We start from the raw sequence: 16,789 nt of genomic DNA, 5'->3' as shown, positions 1-16,789 counted from the left end.
TTCAGCACCAAAGCACTTAAGTTTAACTTAAGTGCTTTTTGTTTTTTTATAGAAAATTATAAAATGTTATCCTATGAATAAGTTTTTATAATTTCCTTCCTTCAGTTTTCAAAGATATAAGCATTGTATGAGGTTGACTTGGAGCGCATGCGACGGAGCAAGGAATATAATGTTTATATCTTTTTTTATATAAAATTAGTTTTACGAATTTAATTTCTGCTAATATAAAAGAATAGTATTATATTATATATAAATTTATATTTTAGTATAAGATTAATTATATGTAGTTATTGTAATGTTTATTACAAAATAAATTATGATTTTTCTCCAAAAATTAATTAATATTGACAAATTTATTATAAAAACTAATTTTAAAATTTATGTAAATATGTAATATAAATAGTTCCTTATATGAAAAGATGTATTCATATAAGGAATTTTATATATTATTGTCCTACGAAAAAAAAATAATGATACATCATATGACATATATTTTTATAAATGGGTGATATAATTTAAATTACATTTTATGGAAGTATGGGGGAGAGAAAATGCAATATGGTGTAGACATATCAACTTATAAAAGGGTGGAGAATAGTAAAAGAAAAAAAGAAATACGAGTTCAAGGAACAACTATAGGAGCTATAGTATCCTTGGCTATGGGATTTTTATTAAGTAGAGTAATATTATCAGCAACTATAGATATGGGGATAGCACCATTCGGTATTGCATATCTTATAGGAATAAAAAAGGATAATAGAAAAGATGTAATTTCTTCATTAATAGGAGTTATGATAGGATATTTATCTATAAGTGCTAGCTTAGAGGGGGCGGTTGCTTATTGTATATCATCAATATTAGTTCTATCATATATAGAAGTTTGTAATAAGATAGAAGTAAAACAGAGGGATTTTATAATTTTCTTTTTAATTTTCTCTGTATTAATTATTTATAATTCTTTAATAAATAACCAACCAATTGGAGTTAATCTGGTATTTTCATTTTTAAAAGTGTTAAGTATTATACCAATTAAATATATGATAAAGTATGCTTTGAAATGTGCAGGGGAATTAGAAAATAATTATTTTTTCTCAACAGAGGAGATAATAAGTATAGGAATATTAATTTGTTTATTGATTGCTGGGATAGGAAATATAGGTGTTTTTAATATTGAAATTAGAAATATTTTGGCTTTAAGTACAATTGCTGTATTTGCTTATGTAGGGGGAGCGGGAATAGGATCATCAATAGGCGTAGCTATGGGATTTATAATAGGCATAACAAATAATGATATTATATCGGCTGTAACTTTATATAGTTTATGTGGAATGATAGTTGGAATATTTAGAGAAACTGGAAGGATCTTTTCGGGATTAGCCTACTTAGTAGTTTATTTTATAATATGGATGTATTCAAATACTTTTAACATATATGGTGGAATAGAAGTATTGATATCAACAATTATTTTAATATGTATCCCTAAGATTATTATTGATTTAATAAGTAAAGAATTAAATAGTGATAAGAAAGCGGAAGTTATAAATGATATTCATTTAAAAGGAGTAAAGGGAGAGTTTATAGATAGACTTAATTCTATGAAATCGATAATGTCAACTTTATCATCAACAATATCTAATTTAGGAGAAAATGATATTTTATCTTTAAATAATAAAGGGACGGCTATGGTAGAAAGTTTAGCAGATAGAGTATGTTATAATTGTGAACTCAAACAAAGATGTTGGGATAGAAACTTACATTCAACCTTTGAAGATTTTTCAGAACTTATAAGTGGTTATGAAAAGAATAATATTAAACTGCCTAAGAGTTTAGATAAAAAGTGTGTAAAAACTAGAAGTTTAATGAAAAATGCTCAAGAAATAGTTAATAATTATACTGTTAATGAAGCTCTAAGAACTAGATTAACAGAGGGAAGAAGTATAATTGCTAATCATATAAATAACATTTCTAATACAATGGATGATATGATTAGTGATTTCCAAAAAGATATATCTATTTGTACTGAAATAGATAAAATACTAAGAAAAGCTTTTAATAAAAATAAAATTGAATATATAGATGTTTTTTCTTATTTAGATAGACGAGGAAGAATGAAAATAAAAATAACAACCAATAATTGCGAAGGTGAACGTTATTGTGTAAAAAACATATTGCCTATAATAAACACATTGGTAAAGGTGCCTGTATCAATTTCATCTGAAGGGTGTAGAATAGATCCTGAAAGTGGTGAATGTTCTGTAACAATTGAAGAAACTCCTAAATATCATATGACTTCTTATGCTGCTGTAAAAGCTAAGGATGGAGAAACTTCTATTGGAGATAGTTACAGCTTTTCTAAAACAAACGATGGAACTTATGTAAGTATAATTAGTGATGGAATGGGATCAGGACCAGAAGCTGGAGTGGAAAGTGGACTAGCAGTAGAACTTATGGAAAAGTTTATAGAAAGTGGATTTAGTGAAAAAACAGCTATAAATACAGTTAATTCAATAATGTCTATGAAGTTTAATGAAGATGAAAAATTTACAACTATGGATTTGAATATGATAGATTTGTATACTGGAGATGCTGAATTTATAAAAATTGCAGGTGTAGTTAGTTTTATTAAGAGAGCAGGGGAAGTTAAAGTAATTAAATCTAATAGTTTACCTTTTGGGATATTAGATAGTATAGATATAAATTCTGAAAAGTTTAAATTGAAACATGGAGATATTGTAGTATCTATAAGTGATGGAGTTTTAGATATAGATAAAAATAATATAGGAAGCTATAGTTGGCTTGAAGAGTACTTAGAATATGCAGAGACTAATCCATCTTCTTTGTGTAATGATATTATTGAAAAGGCTATAGCGTTAAGTGGTGGAAAAGTTAAGGATGATATGACAGTTTTAGTATCAAAAATATATTCTATATATTAATATGTTTTATTTAAAAGGCACTAAGGTGCCTTTTAAATTTGCTTATTATTGAAAAAAATATCTAGAATACATTTTAAAATTGAAATTGTAAAAATTAGTTAAGAAATATAGTTTACATCTATGAAGGTTAAGGTTATTATATTATATATTAAAAAAAATAAGTTTAAGGAGTTTTAGTGTGATAAACAAGGTAAGGGATTTTGTAGTTGAAAATAATCTAATACAAAATAATGATAAGGTTTTGGTTGCTTTATCTGGAGGTCCTGATTCTGTTTGTTTATTAAGTATTCTTTATAAGCTTAAGGATTATTTTAATATTGAAATAGGAGCAGCGCACGTAAATCATATGCTTAGGGGTGATGAAGCTGTAAAGGATGAAGAATATGCTAAGTCTATATGCTATAAATTAGGAGTTAAGTTTTTTTCTAAGAGAGTGGATATAAATAAGATATCAAAGGATATGGGAATATCTCATGAATTAGCGGGAAGAGAAGAACGATATAGATTTTTTGAGGATATAAGTAAAGCTAATGGATATAATAAGATAGCTATTGCTCATAATGCTAATGATCAAGCAGAAACTATTATTATGAATATGATGAGAGGCTCTGGAATAGAGGGCTTGTGTGGTATTAGAAGTAAGAGAGATGGTGGAATAATAAGACCTATATTATGCTTATCTAGAAATGAGATAGAAGAATATTGTAATTATTATGATTTAAACCCTAGAATAGATTCAACTAATCTTGAAAATATATATAGAAGAAACAAAGTTAGATTAGATATTATTCCATATATGAAGGATAATTTTAATAAAGATATAATAGAAACTTTAAATAGAATGGCTAATTTATTACAAATAGATAATGACTTTATAGAAAAAGAATGTAATAATAGTTATAAAAAGTATTGTAAGGAAAGTAAAAAAAATCTAGTTATAGCAAAGGATGCTTTTTTTATAGAAAAAGCAATATTAACTAGAGTTATAAAGAAATCATTTGTGGAATTTTCGGGAAAACATACTAATTTTGAAATGAAACATATTTATGAAGTGATTTCTTTAGCTAATAATTCAACTAATAAAAAAATCAATCTTCCTCATGGTATCATAGCTGAAAATGTATATGGAGATATATATTTAAAGTATAAAGAGGAAAATAAGAGCGAAGAAAATGAAATAATATTAAATAAAGAAAATATAAATAATAAAGAAGTACAATATGGAGAATATAATATAAGTTTTACTGTAATAAGTAATAAAAATAATATAGAATTTTCTAACAATGTATTAATAAAATATTTCGATTATGATAAGATAAAAGAAAAGCTAATTATTAGAAAAAGAAAAAATGGGGATAAGATGACACCTCTAGGTATGAAGGGGAGTAAAAAAATAAAGGATATTTTTATGGATTTAAAGATACCGGTAGAAAAGAGAGATACTGTTCCTATTTTATGTTTTGATAATGAAGTAGCTTGGATAGTAGAACATAAAGTTTCAGATAGGTTTAAAATAACCAAAGAAACTAAAAATATTATAAAAATTACTTTTGCTAGAAAGGGATAGGAATATGATAAGGGACATAAAGAAGGTATTAATAACAGAGGAAGAGATTTTAAACAGGGTTAGAGAAATTGGTAAAAATATTAGTAATGATTATGAAGGGAAAAATTTACTTATAGTTGGAATATTAAAGGGGTCAGTTTTATTTGCATCTGATTTAATAAAAAATATTACTATACCATGCGAAATAGATTTTATGGCTGTATCTAGCTATGGAAGTTCAACAGAAACTTCAGGAGTAGTTAGAATATTGAAGGATTTAGATCATAGCATTGAAGGTAAAGACATAATAATAGTAGAAGATATAATAGATAGTGGAATAACATTAGATTATTTATTAAAATATCTAAAGGCTAGAAAAGCAAATAGTATAGAAATAGTAACATTATTAACTAAACCAGCAAGAAGAAAGGTTGATATAGCTGTAAAATATTGCGGATTTGAAGTACCTGATGAATTCTTAGTTGGATATGGGTTAGACTATTCAGAAAAGTATAGAAATTTACCATATGTAGGTATATTAAAAGAAGAAGTATATAAAAAATAAAATTTAAATATATTATAAGTGAAACATAATAAACTAGAAGAAAGGGGGGCCTTGAATGAAAAAATATTCAAGTGCAACAATATGGATATTTGTAATTTTGATATTATTCTTCTCTGCAACATTCTTGTGGAATAGTGGAAAAATGGCAGATGAGATATCATATAGTGATTTTCAACAAAAATGGATAAGTGACGAGATAGAGAGCATTGTGGTTCACCCTGATAAAATGCTTATATCAGGTAAAACGAGAGAAAACAAACAATTTAATACTTATGCTCCAAGTGATATGGTGCAAATGTTAATGTCTGATAATCCAAAGGATGACATAAAGGTAGACTTTAAGCAACCGTCAAATAGTAGTCTTTGGATAAGTTTAATACCTACAGTTATGATTATGGTATTAGTTTTCGTATTTTTCTTTATGATGACACAACAGTCACAAGGTGGCGGTAGTGGAAGAGGTGTGATGAATTTTGGTAAAAGTAGAGCTAAAATGATGCCTCCAGACGCAAAAAGAGTTACATTTGATGATGTAGCTGGAGCTGATGAAGAAAAACAAGAATTAGAAGAAATAGTAGACTTTTTAAAGCAACCTTCTAGATATACTCAAATGGGAGCTAGAATTCCTAAGGGAGTATTATTAGTAGGACCACCAGGAACAGGTAAGACATTACTTGCAAAAGCAATAGCAGGAGAAGCTGGAGTTCCGTTTTATAGTATTTCAGGTTCAGATTTTGTTGAGATGTTCGTAGGTGTTGGTGCATCAAGAGTTAGAGATTTATTTGAGCAAGCGAAAAAAAGTGCTCCATCACTTGTGTTTATTGATGAAATAGATGCAGTTGGTAGACAAAGAGGTGCAGGCCTTGGTGGTGGTCATGATGAAAGAGAGCAAACTTTAAATCAATTACTAGTTGAAATGGATGGATTTGGAGCTAATGAAGGAATAATAATGATTGCTGCAACCAATAGACCTGATATTTTAGATCCAGCACTACTTAGACCAGGTAGATTTGATAGACAAATAGTTGTTGGAGCTCCTGATGTTAAGGGAAGAGAAGCAGTTTTAAAGGTTCATACTAAGAAAAAACCTTTAGCAGAAGATGTAGATTTAAAAGTTTTAGCTAAGAGAACACCAGGATTTAGTGGTGCTGATTTAGAAAACTTAGCAAATGAGGCTGCATTATTAGCTGTTAGAAGAAATGAAAAATTAATTGGAATGCAAGAATTTGAAGAAGCTATAACAAGAGTAATAGCAGGTCCAGAAAAGAAGAGTAGAGCTATCAATGATTATGATAGAAAACTTACTGCTTATCATGAAGCAGGTCATGCGGTTGTTATGAATCTTTTAGAACATGCAGATCCAGTTCATGAAATAAGTATAATACCAAGAGGTATGGCAGGTGGATACACTATGCATTTACCAACTGAAGATAGAGCATATACTTCGAAAGAAAAATTAAAAGATGATATGGTAGGATTGTTAGGTGGTAGAGTAGCTGAAAAGTTAATATTATCTGATATTTCTACAGGTGCCAAAAATGATATAGATAGAGCTAGTGCTATAGCAAGAGCTATGGTAATGGAATATGGAATGAGTGAAAAACTTGGAACTATATCTTATGGTGGAGATAATAATGAAGTATTCTTAGGAAGAAATCTAGGACATGGAAGAAACTTCAGTGAAGAAGTTGCAGCAGAGATAGATAAAGAAGTTAAGAGATTTATAGATACAGCTTATGAAAGAGCTCAAACATTATTAAGTGAAAATATAAATAAACTTCACGCTGTAGCTGCAGTATTACTAGAAAAAGAAAAAATTGATGGAGAAGAATTTATAAGAATCTTCAATGAAAACTAAAATATATTAAGGGATGGTCTTATGACTATCCCTTTTTTATAAAAAAATATAATTATTATTAAATACATAGTTATATTTAATATATTAAATTAATATTAGAGATTATTGTATTGATTAATATGAATGATATAAATTACACTAAATATAAGAAATTAAATAGGAGTGGATAATATGAAGAGTGATATACAAATAGCTCAAGAAGCAAATATGGAACATATAACAAAAATAGCAAAGAAATTAAATTTAACTGAAGATGATATTGAACAGTATGGAAAATATAAATGTAAATTATCATTAGATATATTAGAAAAGAATAAGGATAAGAAAAATGGTAAATTAGTTTTAGTTACTGCAATTAATCCAACTCCAGCAGGGGAAGGGAAATCTACAGTTACAGTAGGGCTAGGGCAAGCACTTTGTAAAATGGGAAAAAATTCTGTTATAGCTTTAAGAGAGCCTTCATTAGGTCCTGTATTTGGAATAAAAGGTGGTGCTGCTGGTGGTGGATATTCTCAAGTAGTGCCTATGGAAGATATAAATCTACATTTTACTGGAGATATGCATGCTATAACTAGTGCCAACAATTTATTAGCAGCTGCTATAGATAATCACATACATCAAGGAAATACTTTAAGAATTGATTCAAGAAGAATTTTATTTAAAAGAGTAATGGATATGAATGATAGGGCTTTAAGAAATATAGTGGTTGGACTAGGTGGAAAGCTAAATGGATTCTTAAGAGAAGATGGATTTATGATAACTGTTGCATCTGAAATAATGGCAATATTATGTTTATCAAATAGCTTATCTGATCTTAAGGAAAGAATGGGTAATATTTTAATTGCCTATGATTTAGATGGAAATCCTGTGTATGCAAAACAATTAGATATCCAAGGAGCTATGGCGTTACTTATGAAGGATGCTATAAAGCCTAATTTAGTTCAAACTTTAGAAAATACTCCTGCAATAATACATGGTGGACCTTTTGCTAATATAGCACATGGATGTAATTCTATAATTGCTACTAAAATGGCTTTAAAATTAGGAGATATAGTTGTTACTGAAGCAGGATTTGGAGCAGATTTAGGAGCAGAGAAATTCTTAGATATAAAATGTAGATATGGCGGATTAGAACCTAATTGTGTAGTTATTGTAGCTACTGTTAGAGCTTTAAAGAACCATGGTGGGGTTTCTAAGGATATGTTAAATGAACCAGATGTAGAGGCTTTATCTAATGGTATAGAGAATCTTGAGAAACAAATAGAAAATATTAAAAAATACAATGTGCCAGTTGTTGTTGCTATTAATAAATTTGTAAATGATAGTGAAGAAGAAATTGAGTTTATTAAAAGTTATTGTAATAAATTAGGAGTTAAGGTTGCTTTAAGTGATGTATGGGCTAAAGGTGGAGAAGGAGGGATTGAGTTAGGTGAAGTAGTTTGTGACTTACTTGAAAATGAAGAGTCTAATTTTAAACCAATTTATGAAATAGAATCTAGCATTGAAGATAAAATAAATACTATAGCAAAAGAAATATATGGAGCAAAGGGAGTTATATTTACTCCAAATGCTAAAAAACAAATTGAAGAACTTGAAAAATTTAATTTAGATAAATTACCTATTTGTATGGCTAAAACTCAATATTCTCTCTCTGATAATCCAATGTTAAAAGGGAGACCGAGGGATTTTGAAATAACGGTAAGGGAAGTTAGAATATCAAATGGTGCAGGATTTATAGTAGCATTAAATGGGGATATAATGACAATGCCAGGACTTCCTAAAGTGCCAGCAGCTAATAAAATGGATATTTTAGATGGTGGAGAAATACTTGGTTTATTTTAAAGTATTGAATTTACAACACTTGACAAATAATTTGTAATTGTTAAAATTAAATTGTTAAATTTATTGAGATTATATTTATTTAAACAAGGCAGCTTTTAAAGCTGCTTTTAATTGTATTAAGGTGGTGCTTGTATGATACTGGTAGTGGACGTTGGTAATACAAATATAGTTTTAGGAATATATAAAGATTCAGAAAATATTGCTGGATGGAGAATATCTACAGATGCAAAAAAGACATCTGATGAATACTCTATTCAATTTATGCAACTATTTACACAAGGTGGATTAAATCCTAAAGAAGTTAAGGGGATAATTATTTCATCGGTTGTGCCTAATATCATGCACTCTTTAGAGCACATGATAAAGAAGAGTTTTGGAATAAATCCTATAGTAGTTGGTCCAGGAGTTAAAACTGGCATTAATATTAAGTATGATAATCCTAAAGAAGTAGGTGCAGATAGAATTGTAAATGCTGTAGCTGCTCATGATAAGTATAAAAAGGATTTGATTATAATAGACTTTGGTACAGCTACTACTTTTTGTGCTTTGACTAAAGAAGCAAATTATTTAGGCGGTTGCATAACACCAGGAATTAAGATAGCATCTGATGCCTTATTTGATAGAGCTGCAAAGTTACCAAGAGTAGAGCTTGAGACGCCAAATAGTATTATATGCAAAAACACTATTTCTAGTATGCAAGCAGGAATAATATATGGCTACATAGGACAGGTGGAGTATATAGTTGAAAAGATTAAGAAAGAAATGAAGGATCTTGGTTGTGATAAACCTTTAGTTGTAGCAACTGGTGGATTAGCTAATTTAATTGCTAAAGAAACTAATGCTATTGATAAGGTAGATTCTAGTTTAACATTAGAGGGGTTAAGAATAATATACGAAAAGAATAAGGAGTAGTATAATATGAAAATTGGAAACCTAAAGTTTGAAAATAATGTTTTTCTAGCACCTATGGCGGGAGTTACAGATATATCTTTTAGAGGGCTATGTAAGGAAATGGGATGCGGATTAGTATATACTGAAATGGTTAGTGCAAAAGCATTATATTATGAAAATGAAAATACTAAATCTCTTCTTAGAATAGCAGATGAAGAAAGTCCAGTGGCAGTTCAAATATTTGGGAATAATCCAAGTATAATGGCGAATGTTGTGCAAAGACATTTTAATGAAAGAGAAGATATTTGTCTAATAGACATAAATATGGGGTGTCCTGTAAATAAAATAACTAAAAATGGAGAAGGTTCCGCTCTTTTAAAACACCCTGAGTTAGCAGCCAATATTGTAAAAGAAATAAAAAAAGTATCAACAAAGCCTGTTACAGTTAAGTTCAGAAAGGGTTTTGATGAAGGTAGTATAAATGCAGTTGAGTTTGCTAAAATTCTTGAGGATGCCGGAGTTGATGCTTTAGCTATACACGGAAGAACAAAAGAACAAATGTATGAAGGTAAAGCAGATTGGGATATAATAGGTAAAGTAAAGGAAGCTGTATCTGTTCCTGTAATAGGAAATGGAGATGTTTTCACCTCAGAAGATGCTTTAGAGCTTACTAAAAGAACTAAGTGTGATGGCATAATGGTAGCTAGGGGGAGTATGGGAAACCCGTGGATATTCAAGCAAATAGAAAATAAATTAAAAGGATTAGAACAAGAAGAAATAACTTATTCAGATAAAATAAATATGTGTATTAGACACTATGAATTAGCAATTAAATATGATGGTGAAAGAAAAGCTGTTAGAGAGATGAGAAAGCATGCATCTTGGTATTTAAAGGGTATGCCAAAGAGTAACGAAATAAGAGCTATTATTAACTCTTTAGAAGAAAGTAATGCTGTTATAGAAATTCTAAATAATTATAAAGAAGATTTGCTTAAGAATAGCATTAATTATAATCAAATTTTATAGAGTTTTGAATATAAAAAGCTTTTATGAATAAATATATAAAAAATAAGAATAATATATATCTATTGATTGAAGTGGTAATAAATTATTTATAAGATATTATAGCTATTTTTGAATTAGTTGACATATATTATTTGCTGATTTATAATGTTTTAAATGATTTTGACAATAAAAATATATTGTTAGTTTTTTGATTAAAGTAGAAAATTGAAGGGGAGAAAATCATGAGTGAAACTAAAAAATTCGTAATGACATACGAAGGTGTTAAAAAATTAGAAGAAGAATTAGAATTCTTAAAAACTGTAAAGAGAAAAGAAATAACTGAAAAAATAAAAGTTGCTTTAGGATATGGAGATTTAAGTGAAAACTCAGAATATGATGAAGCTAAAAATGAACAAGCGTTTACAGAAGGAAGAATTATACAATTAGAAAATATGCTTAAAAATGCTTCCGTTGTTGATGAATCAGAAATACCAACTGATAAAGTAGCTGTTGGAAGTATAGTAAAAGTAAAGGATTATGAATTTGATGAGGAAGTTGAGTATTCAATAGTAGGATCAGCAGAAGCAGATCCAATGAACTTTAAAATATCAAATGAATCACCAGTAGGAGCAAGTTTATTAGGTAAAAAGGTTGGAGAAATAGTAGAGGTTTCAGTACCAGGTGGAACTAGTAAGTTTGAAATTTTAGGAATAAGAAGAGAGTAACGGAGGGATATCAATGTCAACTGAGGAAATGAATATACAAGAGTTAGAATCTCAGTTCAGCGAGCAAGAAGCTTTAAGAAGAGAAAAGTTAGTAGATTTACAAAACCAAGGAAAAGATCCTTTTGATGTATATAAGGTTGAAAGAACTCATATGTCAGAAGAAGTAAAAGAAAACTTTGAATCTTTAGAAGGTTCTACAGTTACTGTAGCTGGAAGAATTATGTCAAAGAGAGGTCAAGGTAAAGTTGTATTCTCAGATATTCATGATAGAGATGGAAGAATTCAATTATTTATCAAAATAGATGAAGTTGGAGAAGAAGCTTTAAAATCTTATAAAACTTATGATCTTGGAGATTGGGTAGTTGCAACTGGAGAAGTTTTTAAAACTAAAACTGGAGAAGTTTCAGTAAAAGTTAAAAACTTTGAGTTGATTTGTAAGTCTTTAAAACCATTACCAGAAAAATGGCATGGATTAAAGGATCCAGATTTAAGATATAGACAAAGAGAAGTTGATATGATTTCTAACCCAGAAGTTAAGCAAAACTTTATTAAAAGAGCTGCTATACTAAGAGGAATTAGAGAATTCTTAGATAATAGAGGATTTATAGAAGTTGAAACACCTATGCTTTCACCAATTGCAGGTGGAGCTTCAGCGAGACCTTTTATAACTCACCATAATACTTTAGATATAGATATGTATTTAAGAATCGCTCCAGAATTATATTTAAAAAGAGCTATAGTTGCAGGATTAGAAAAAGTTTATGATATGGGAAGAACTTTCAGAAATGAAGGAATGTCAGTTAGACATAACCCAGAGTTTACTATGATAGAGTTATATGAAGCTTTTGCTGATTATAATGATATGATGGAAATAACAGAAAATATGATAGCTCATGTATGTGAAAAGGTAAATGGAAGTACTAAGGTTATGTATCAAGGTACTGAAATAGACTTTGCACCACCATGGAGAAGAATTACTATGGTAGATGCAGTTAAAGAACATACAGGTATTGATTTTAATGCAATAAATTCTAATGAAGAAGCTCAAGCTATAGCAAAAGAAAAACATTTAGAATTTAAAAAGCCTTTAGCACATGTAACTAAGGGAGAAGTTTTAAATGCATTATATGAAGAATATGCAGAACAACATATGATTCAACCAACATTTATTTGTGATTATCCAGTAGAAATATCACCTCTTACTAAGAAGAAGAGAGGAAATGAAATGTTTACTGAAAGATTTGAAGGCTTTGTATTTGGTAGAGAAATATGTAATGCATATTCAGAATTAAATGATCCTATAGTTCAAAGAGAAAGATTTAATCAACAAGAAAAAGAAAGAGAACTTGGTGATGATGAAGCATACATGATAGATGAAGAATTCATGAGTGCTTTAGAAACAGGTATGCCTCCAACAGGTGGATTAGGAATAGGTATAGATAGACTTATAATGTTCCTAACTGATTCTGCATCTATAAGAGATGTTATTATGTTCCCAACAATGAAACCAGTTAAATAAGAGATATTTATAATCTTATGTTACGATAGTATTCTATTAAATACTATCGTAATTTTTATAATAAATTAAATTTATTATAAAATCAGTTTGTTTAAAGAAAAAGTTTTGTATATTTAATATTTTATAAGTTATTATCTAAGCAAGTAAAATCGCCATTTTAAGATTTCAAATATAATTTTTTAGTATTTAAATATAAAAAAATATAAAAAAACACTTGCATTATTAATAAAAATTGATATAATAACTAATGTAGAAAATAATCCGCGATAGCTCAACGGTGGAGCACTCGGCTGTTAACCGATAGGTTGGAGGTTCGAATCCTCTTCGCGGAGCCAATTTAATTTTAAAATTAATTATGCAATATTCCGTGGTAGCTCAATGGTGGAGCACTCGGCTGTTAACCGATAGGTTGGAGGTTCGAATCCTCTCCACGGAGCCATTTTATAAAAGAGTTTTATAAGAGTAGATAAATTATCTATTGTTATAAAACTCTTTTTGCTTGACATATAAAAACCTTTTGGTAAAATGGATTTATAATTTAATAAATACAGTGATAAAGAGGAGTAAATTTAAATTTTATTTTAGAGAGACGATGGTTGGTGAAAATCGTTATAAAATTAAGTTGAAGGGCGCTTTTGAGTATTACAATGTTGAAAGTTGGGCTAGAGCCAAGAAGGGTGGAACCGCGGAATTAAATTTCGTCCCTTTAGGTTTGAGGCCTTTTTTTATTATAAAAAAAATGGAGGTATGAAAATGGCAGTAGAAAAAACTATGGAAAAAATCGTTGCTCTTTGCAAAAACAGAGGATTTGTCTTTCCTGGATCAGAGATATATGGAGGATTAGCAAATTCTTGGGATTACGGTCCTTTAGGAGTTGAATTTAAAAATAATGTTAAAAAGGCTTGGTGGAAAAAATTCGTGCAAGAAAGCCCTTATAATGTAGGAGTTGATTGTGCTATATTAATGAATCCAGAAGTGTGGGTTGCTTCAGGACACGTTGGTGGATTTTCAGACCCGTTAATGGATTGTAAAGAATGTAAGTCAAGATTTAGAGCTGATAAATTAGTAGAAGATCATATGACTGAAAATGGTGCAGAAGTTGCAACAGCAGATGGATGGACTAATGAACAATTAAAAGAATATATAGAAAGCAATAAAATTGTATGTCCTAAGTGTGGAAAATTAAACTACACTGATATTAGAAAATTTAATTTAATGTTTAAAACATTCCAAGGAATCACAGAAGATTCAGCAAGTACAATATACTTAAGACCAGAAACTGCTCAAGGTATATTTGTTAACTTTAAATCAGTTCAAAGATCATCAAGAAAGAAAGTACCTTTTGGAATTGCTCAAATCGGTAAATCTTTCAGAAATGAAATAACACCAGGAAATTTTACTTTTAGAACTAGAGAATTCGAACAAATGGAATTAGAATTTTTCTGTAAACCAGGAACAGATTTAGAATGGTTTAAATATTGGAAAGATTATTGCTTTAATTTCCTATTAAACTTAGGTGTTAGTGAAGCAAACTTAAGAATGAGAGATCATGGTGAAGAAGAATTATCTTTCTACTCTAATGCAACATCTGATATTGAATATTTATTCCCATTTGGATGGGGTGAACTATGGGGAATAGCTGATAGAACAGACTATGACTTAAAGAAACATCAAGAGCACTCAGGTCAAGATATGAGTTATTTAGATCCAACAACTAATGAAAAGTATGTTCCATATGTAATAGAACCTTCATTAGGAGCTGATAGAGTTGCTTTAGCATTCTTAGTTGAAGCATATGACGAAGAAGAATTAGAAGGTGGAGATGTTAGAACAGTTATGCATTTACACCCAGCTTTAGCACCATATAAAGCAGCTATATTACCACTTTCAAAGAAATTATCAGAAAAAGCTTTAGAAGTTTATGCTGATTTAAGTAAAAAATTCAACTTAGAATACGATGAAACTGGAAGTATTGGTAAGAGATACAGAAGACAAGATGAAATAGGAACTCCTTTCTGTATAACAATTGACTTTGACACTCTAGAAGATGAAGCGGTAACTATAAGAAATAGAGATACTATGGAACAAGAAAGAATAAAAATTTCTGAATTAGAAGCTTATATTGAAAAGAGCTTAGAATTTTAATTAGTTAAAAATATTTTGTATTAATGGGCTGTCGTATAGATGGCCTATTACTATATAAAATAATATATTTTAATATAAAGTATTTAGGTTAATTTTTATTTAAAATAGCCTTTTTGTATTTAATTAACTAAAGTGTTATAATTACAGAAGAATGGGACAGACTTAATAGATGAAAACTAAGTAAATTTTACATAAGTTTAAATAAAATATCTTATTATCAATTTAGAAAGATTCAAATATAATATTTTTATATAGATATGGGTGGAGGAATAATATGAAAAAGCCATTTGAAGAGTTTAAAGAATTTATAAAAGGGAAGAGAGTTGCTGTTGTAGGCATAGGTGTTAGCAATATACCTCTTATAAGATTTTTAGTTAAATTAGGAGCTAAAGTAACTGCTTTTGATAAGAAAAGCAAAGATGAATTAGGATATATAGCAGAAGAATTTGAGAATTTATCTGTAAGATTAGAATTAGGTGAAGGATATTTAGATAGACTTACTGGTTTTGAAGTAGTATTTAAAACACCATCTATGAGAATAGATTGTGAAGCTTTAGTTAAGGCTAAAGAAGAAGGTGCTTATATAACTTCAGAAATGGAGGAGTTTGTTAGATACTGTAAGGGAAAAATATTTGGTATAACAGGTAGTGATGGAAAAACAACTACAACTACTATAGTATCAAGGATACTAATTGAAGCTGGTTATAAAACTTGGGTAGGTGGAAATATAGGTACCCCGCTATTTGCTAATATAGAAGAAATTAAAGAGGATGATAAAGTTGTATTAGAGTTATCTAGCTTCCAGCTTATGACTATGGATACACCTATAGATGTAGCTGTTGTTACAAATCTAGCACCAAATCATTTAGATATGCATAATGATATGGATGAATATATAAATTCTAAGAAGAATATATTCTTATATCAAGAAAGTGATGGAGTTCTTATTTTAAATAGAGAAAATGAAATAACTCATGGTTTTGTTCCAGAAGCAAAAGGTGAAGTGAGAGAGTTTAGCTCTAAAGAGAGATTAGAAAAGGGTGCTTATTTTAAAGATAGTATTTTATATTTAGATGGAGAAGAAGTTTGTGCTAAAGATGACATTTTAATTAAAGGAATTCATAATATAGAAAATTACTTAGCTGCCTTTTTAGCTACTAAAGATGATGTATCTATTGATGTTATGAAAAAAGTTGCAAAAACTTTTGCTGGAGTAGAACATAGATGTGAACTTGTTAGAGAATTTAACGGTGTAAGTTATTATAATGATTCAATAGCATCAAGTCCTACAAGAACATTAGCAGGATTAGTTGCTTTTGAAAAAAAGGTTATTTTGATTGCTGGAGGATATGATAAAAATATACCGTTCGAACCTTTAGCAGAAGAAGGGTATCCTTTTATAAAAGAACTTATTTTATTAGGAGATACTAAGAAATTAATAAAAGATGCATTTGATAAGCTAAAAGATGAAAAAGGAATAGAAATTCCTATAGTATTAGTTGATAACTTAGAAGAAGCTGTAATTAAAGCAAATGAGATTGCGGAGTATGGGGATGTGGTTACTTTATCACCAGCATGTGCATCTTTTGATATGTTCCCTAATTTTGTGGTTAGAGGAAATAGATATAAGGAATTAGTAAATAATTTATAAGAATATGATAAATTCAATTATAAAAAGAGGCTGTCGCATTAGCGGATAAAAAATTCGCTAGCGAAGCTCCTTTCTTTTCATTTACAATGGATTGATTGTATATTCT

Annotated in this window: 11 protein-coding genes, 2 tRNA genes and 1 other annotated feature; all 13 genes read left to right on the top strand. The window is 29.1% G+C overall.

The features are described from left to right. The first annotated feature begins 551 nt into the window (after window positions 1-551). The 13 genes from spoIIE (at window position 552) to murD (ending at window position 16,683) form a co-directional block, all read left to right on the top strand. The gene (spoIIE, locus tag H9660_RS08500) at window positions 552-2,936 is read left to right on the top strand and encodes a stage II sporulation protein E (RefSeq protein ID WP_191749950.1); all 2,385 of its coding nucleotides are present in this window, start codon (window positions 552-554) and stop codon (window positions 2,934-2,936) included. A gap of 178 nt (window positions 2,937-3,114) precedes the next feature. Further along, window positions 3,115-4,503 (top strand): tRNA lysidine(34) synthetase TilS, encoded by a 1,389-nt coding sequence (gene tilS / locus H9660_RS08495; protein ID WP_191749949.1) that lies wholly within the window; start codon window positions 3,115-3,117, stop codon window positions 4,501-4,503. A gap of 4 nt (window positions 4,504-4,507) precedes the next feature. After that, on the top strand, window positions 4,508-5,047 hold the full coding sequence (gene hpt, locus H9660_RS08490) for a hypoxanthine phosphoribosyltransferase (RefSeq protein WP_191749948.1): 540 nt from the start codon (window positions 4,508-4,510) through the stop codon (window positions 5,045-5,047). A gap of 55 nt (window positions 5,048-5,102) precedes the next feature. Then, on the top strand, window positions 5,103-6,905 hold the full coding sequence (gene ftsH / locus H9660_RS08485; RefSeq protein WP_191749947.1) for an ATP-dependent zinc metalloprotease FtsH: 1,803 nt from the start codon (window positions 5,103-5,105) through the stop codon (window positions 6,903-6,905). Window positions 6,906-7,076: 171 nt separating this feature from the next. Continuing rightward, window positions 7,077-8,747 (top strand): formate--tetrahydrofolate ligase, encoded by a 1,671-nt coding sequence (locus H9660_RS08480; RefSeq protein ID WP_191749946.1) that lies wholly within the window; start codon window positions 7,077-7,079, stop codon window positions 8,745-8,747. Window positions 8,748-8,879: 132 nt separating this feature from the next. Next, entirely contained in the window at window positions 8,880-9,659 is a 780-nt protein-coding gene (locus H9660_RS08475; protein WP_191749945.1) for a type III pantothenate kinase, read from the top strand. A 6-nt stretch (window positions 9,660-9,665) separates the two neighbouring features. After that, the gene (dusB, locus tag H9660_RS08470; RefSeq protein ID WP_191749944.1) at window positions 9,666-10,664 is read left to right on the top strand and encodes a tRNA dihydrouridine synthase DusB; all 999 of its coding nucleotides are present in this window, start codon (window positions 9,666-9,668) and stop codon (window positions 10,662-10,664) included. A gap of 221 nt (window positions 10,665-10,885) precedes the next feature. Beyond that, window positions 10,886-11,368 carry a transcription elongation factor GreA gene (gene greA, locus H9660_RS08465; protein WP_191749943.1) on the top strand — a complete coding sequence of 161 codons (483 nt, stop codon included), beginning with the start codon at window positions 10,886-10,888 and terminating at the stop codon, window positions 11,366-11,368. 13 nt (window positions 11,369-11,381) lie between these two features. Then, window positions 11,382-12,887 (top strand): lysine--tRNA ligase, encoded by a 1,506-nt coding sequence (gene lysS / locus H9660_RS08460; RefSeq protein WP_191749942.1) that lies wholly within the window; start codon window positions 11,382-11,384, stop codon window positions 12,885-12,887. 260 nt (window positions 12,888-13,147) lie between these two features. Beyond that, window positions 13,148-13,222: transfer RNA gene (locus H9660_RS08455), tRNA-Asn, on the top strand. A gap of 29 nt (window positions 13,223-13,251) precedes the next feature. Then, window positions 13,252-13,326 (top strand) — tRNA-Asn (locus H9660_RS08450). A gap of 102 nt (window positions 13,327-13,428) precedes the next feature. Next, window positions 13,429-13,596: a binding site (T-box leader), on the top strand. Between the two features lie 44 nt (window positions 13,597-13,640). Beyond that, complete coding sequence (locus H9660_RS08445) at window positions 13,641-15,032, top strand: glycine--tRNA ligase (protein WP_191749941.1); 1,392 nt, start codon at window positions 13,641-13,643, stop codon at window positions 15,030-15,032. Between the two features lie 274 nt (window positions 15,033-15,306). Further along, entirely contained in the window at window positions 15,307-16,683 is a 1,377-nt protein-coding gene (murD, locus tag H9660_RS08440; protein WP_191749940.1) for a UDP-N-acetylmuramoyl-L-alanine--D-glutamate ligase, read from the top strand. Window positions 16,684-16,789: the final 106 nt, after the last annotated feature.

Source organism: Clostridium gallinarum (assembly GCF_014836325.1).
GTDB classification, from domain to species: Bacteria; Bacillota; Clostridia; order Clostridiales; family Clostridiaceae; genus Clostridium; species Clostridium gallinarum.
The sequence above is the reverse complement of the archived record's forward strand: the minus strand, read 5'-3'. Positions and strand labels throughout refer to the sequence as shown.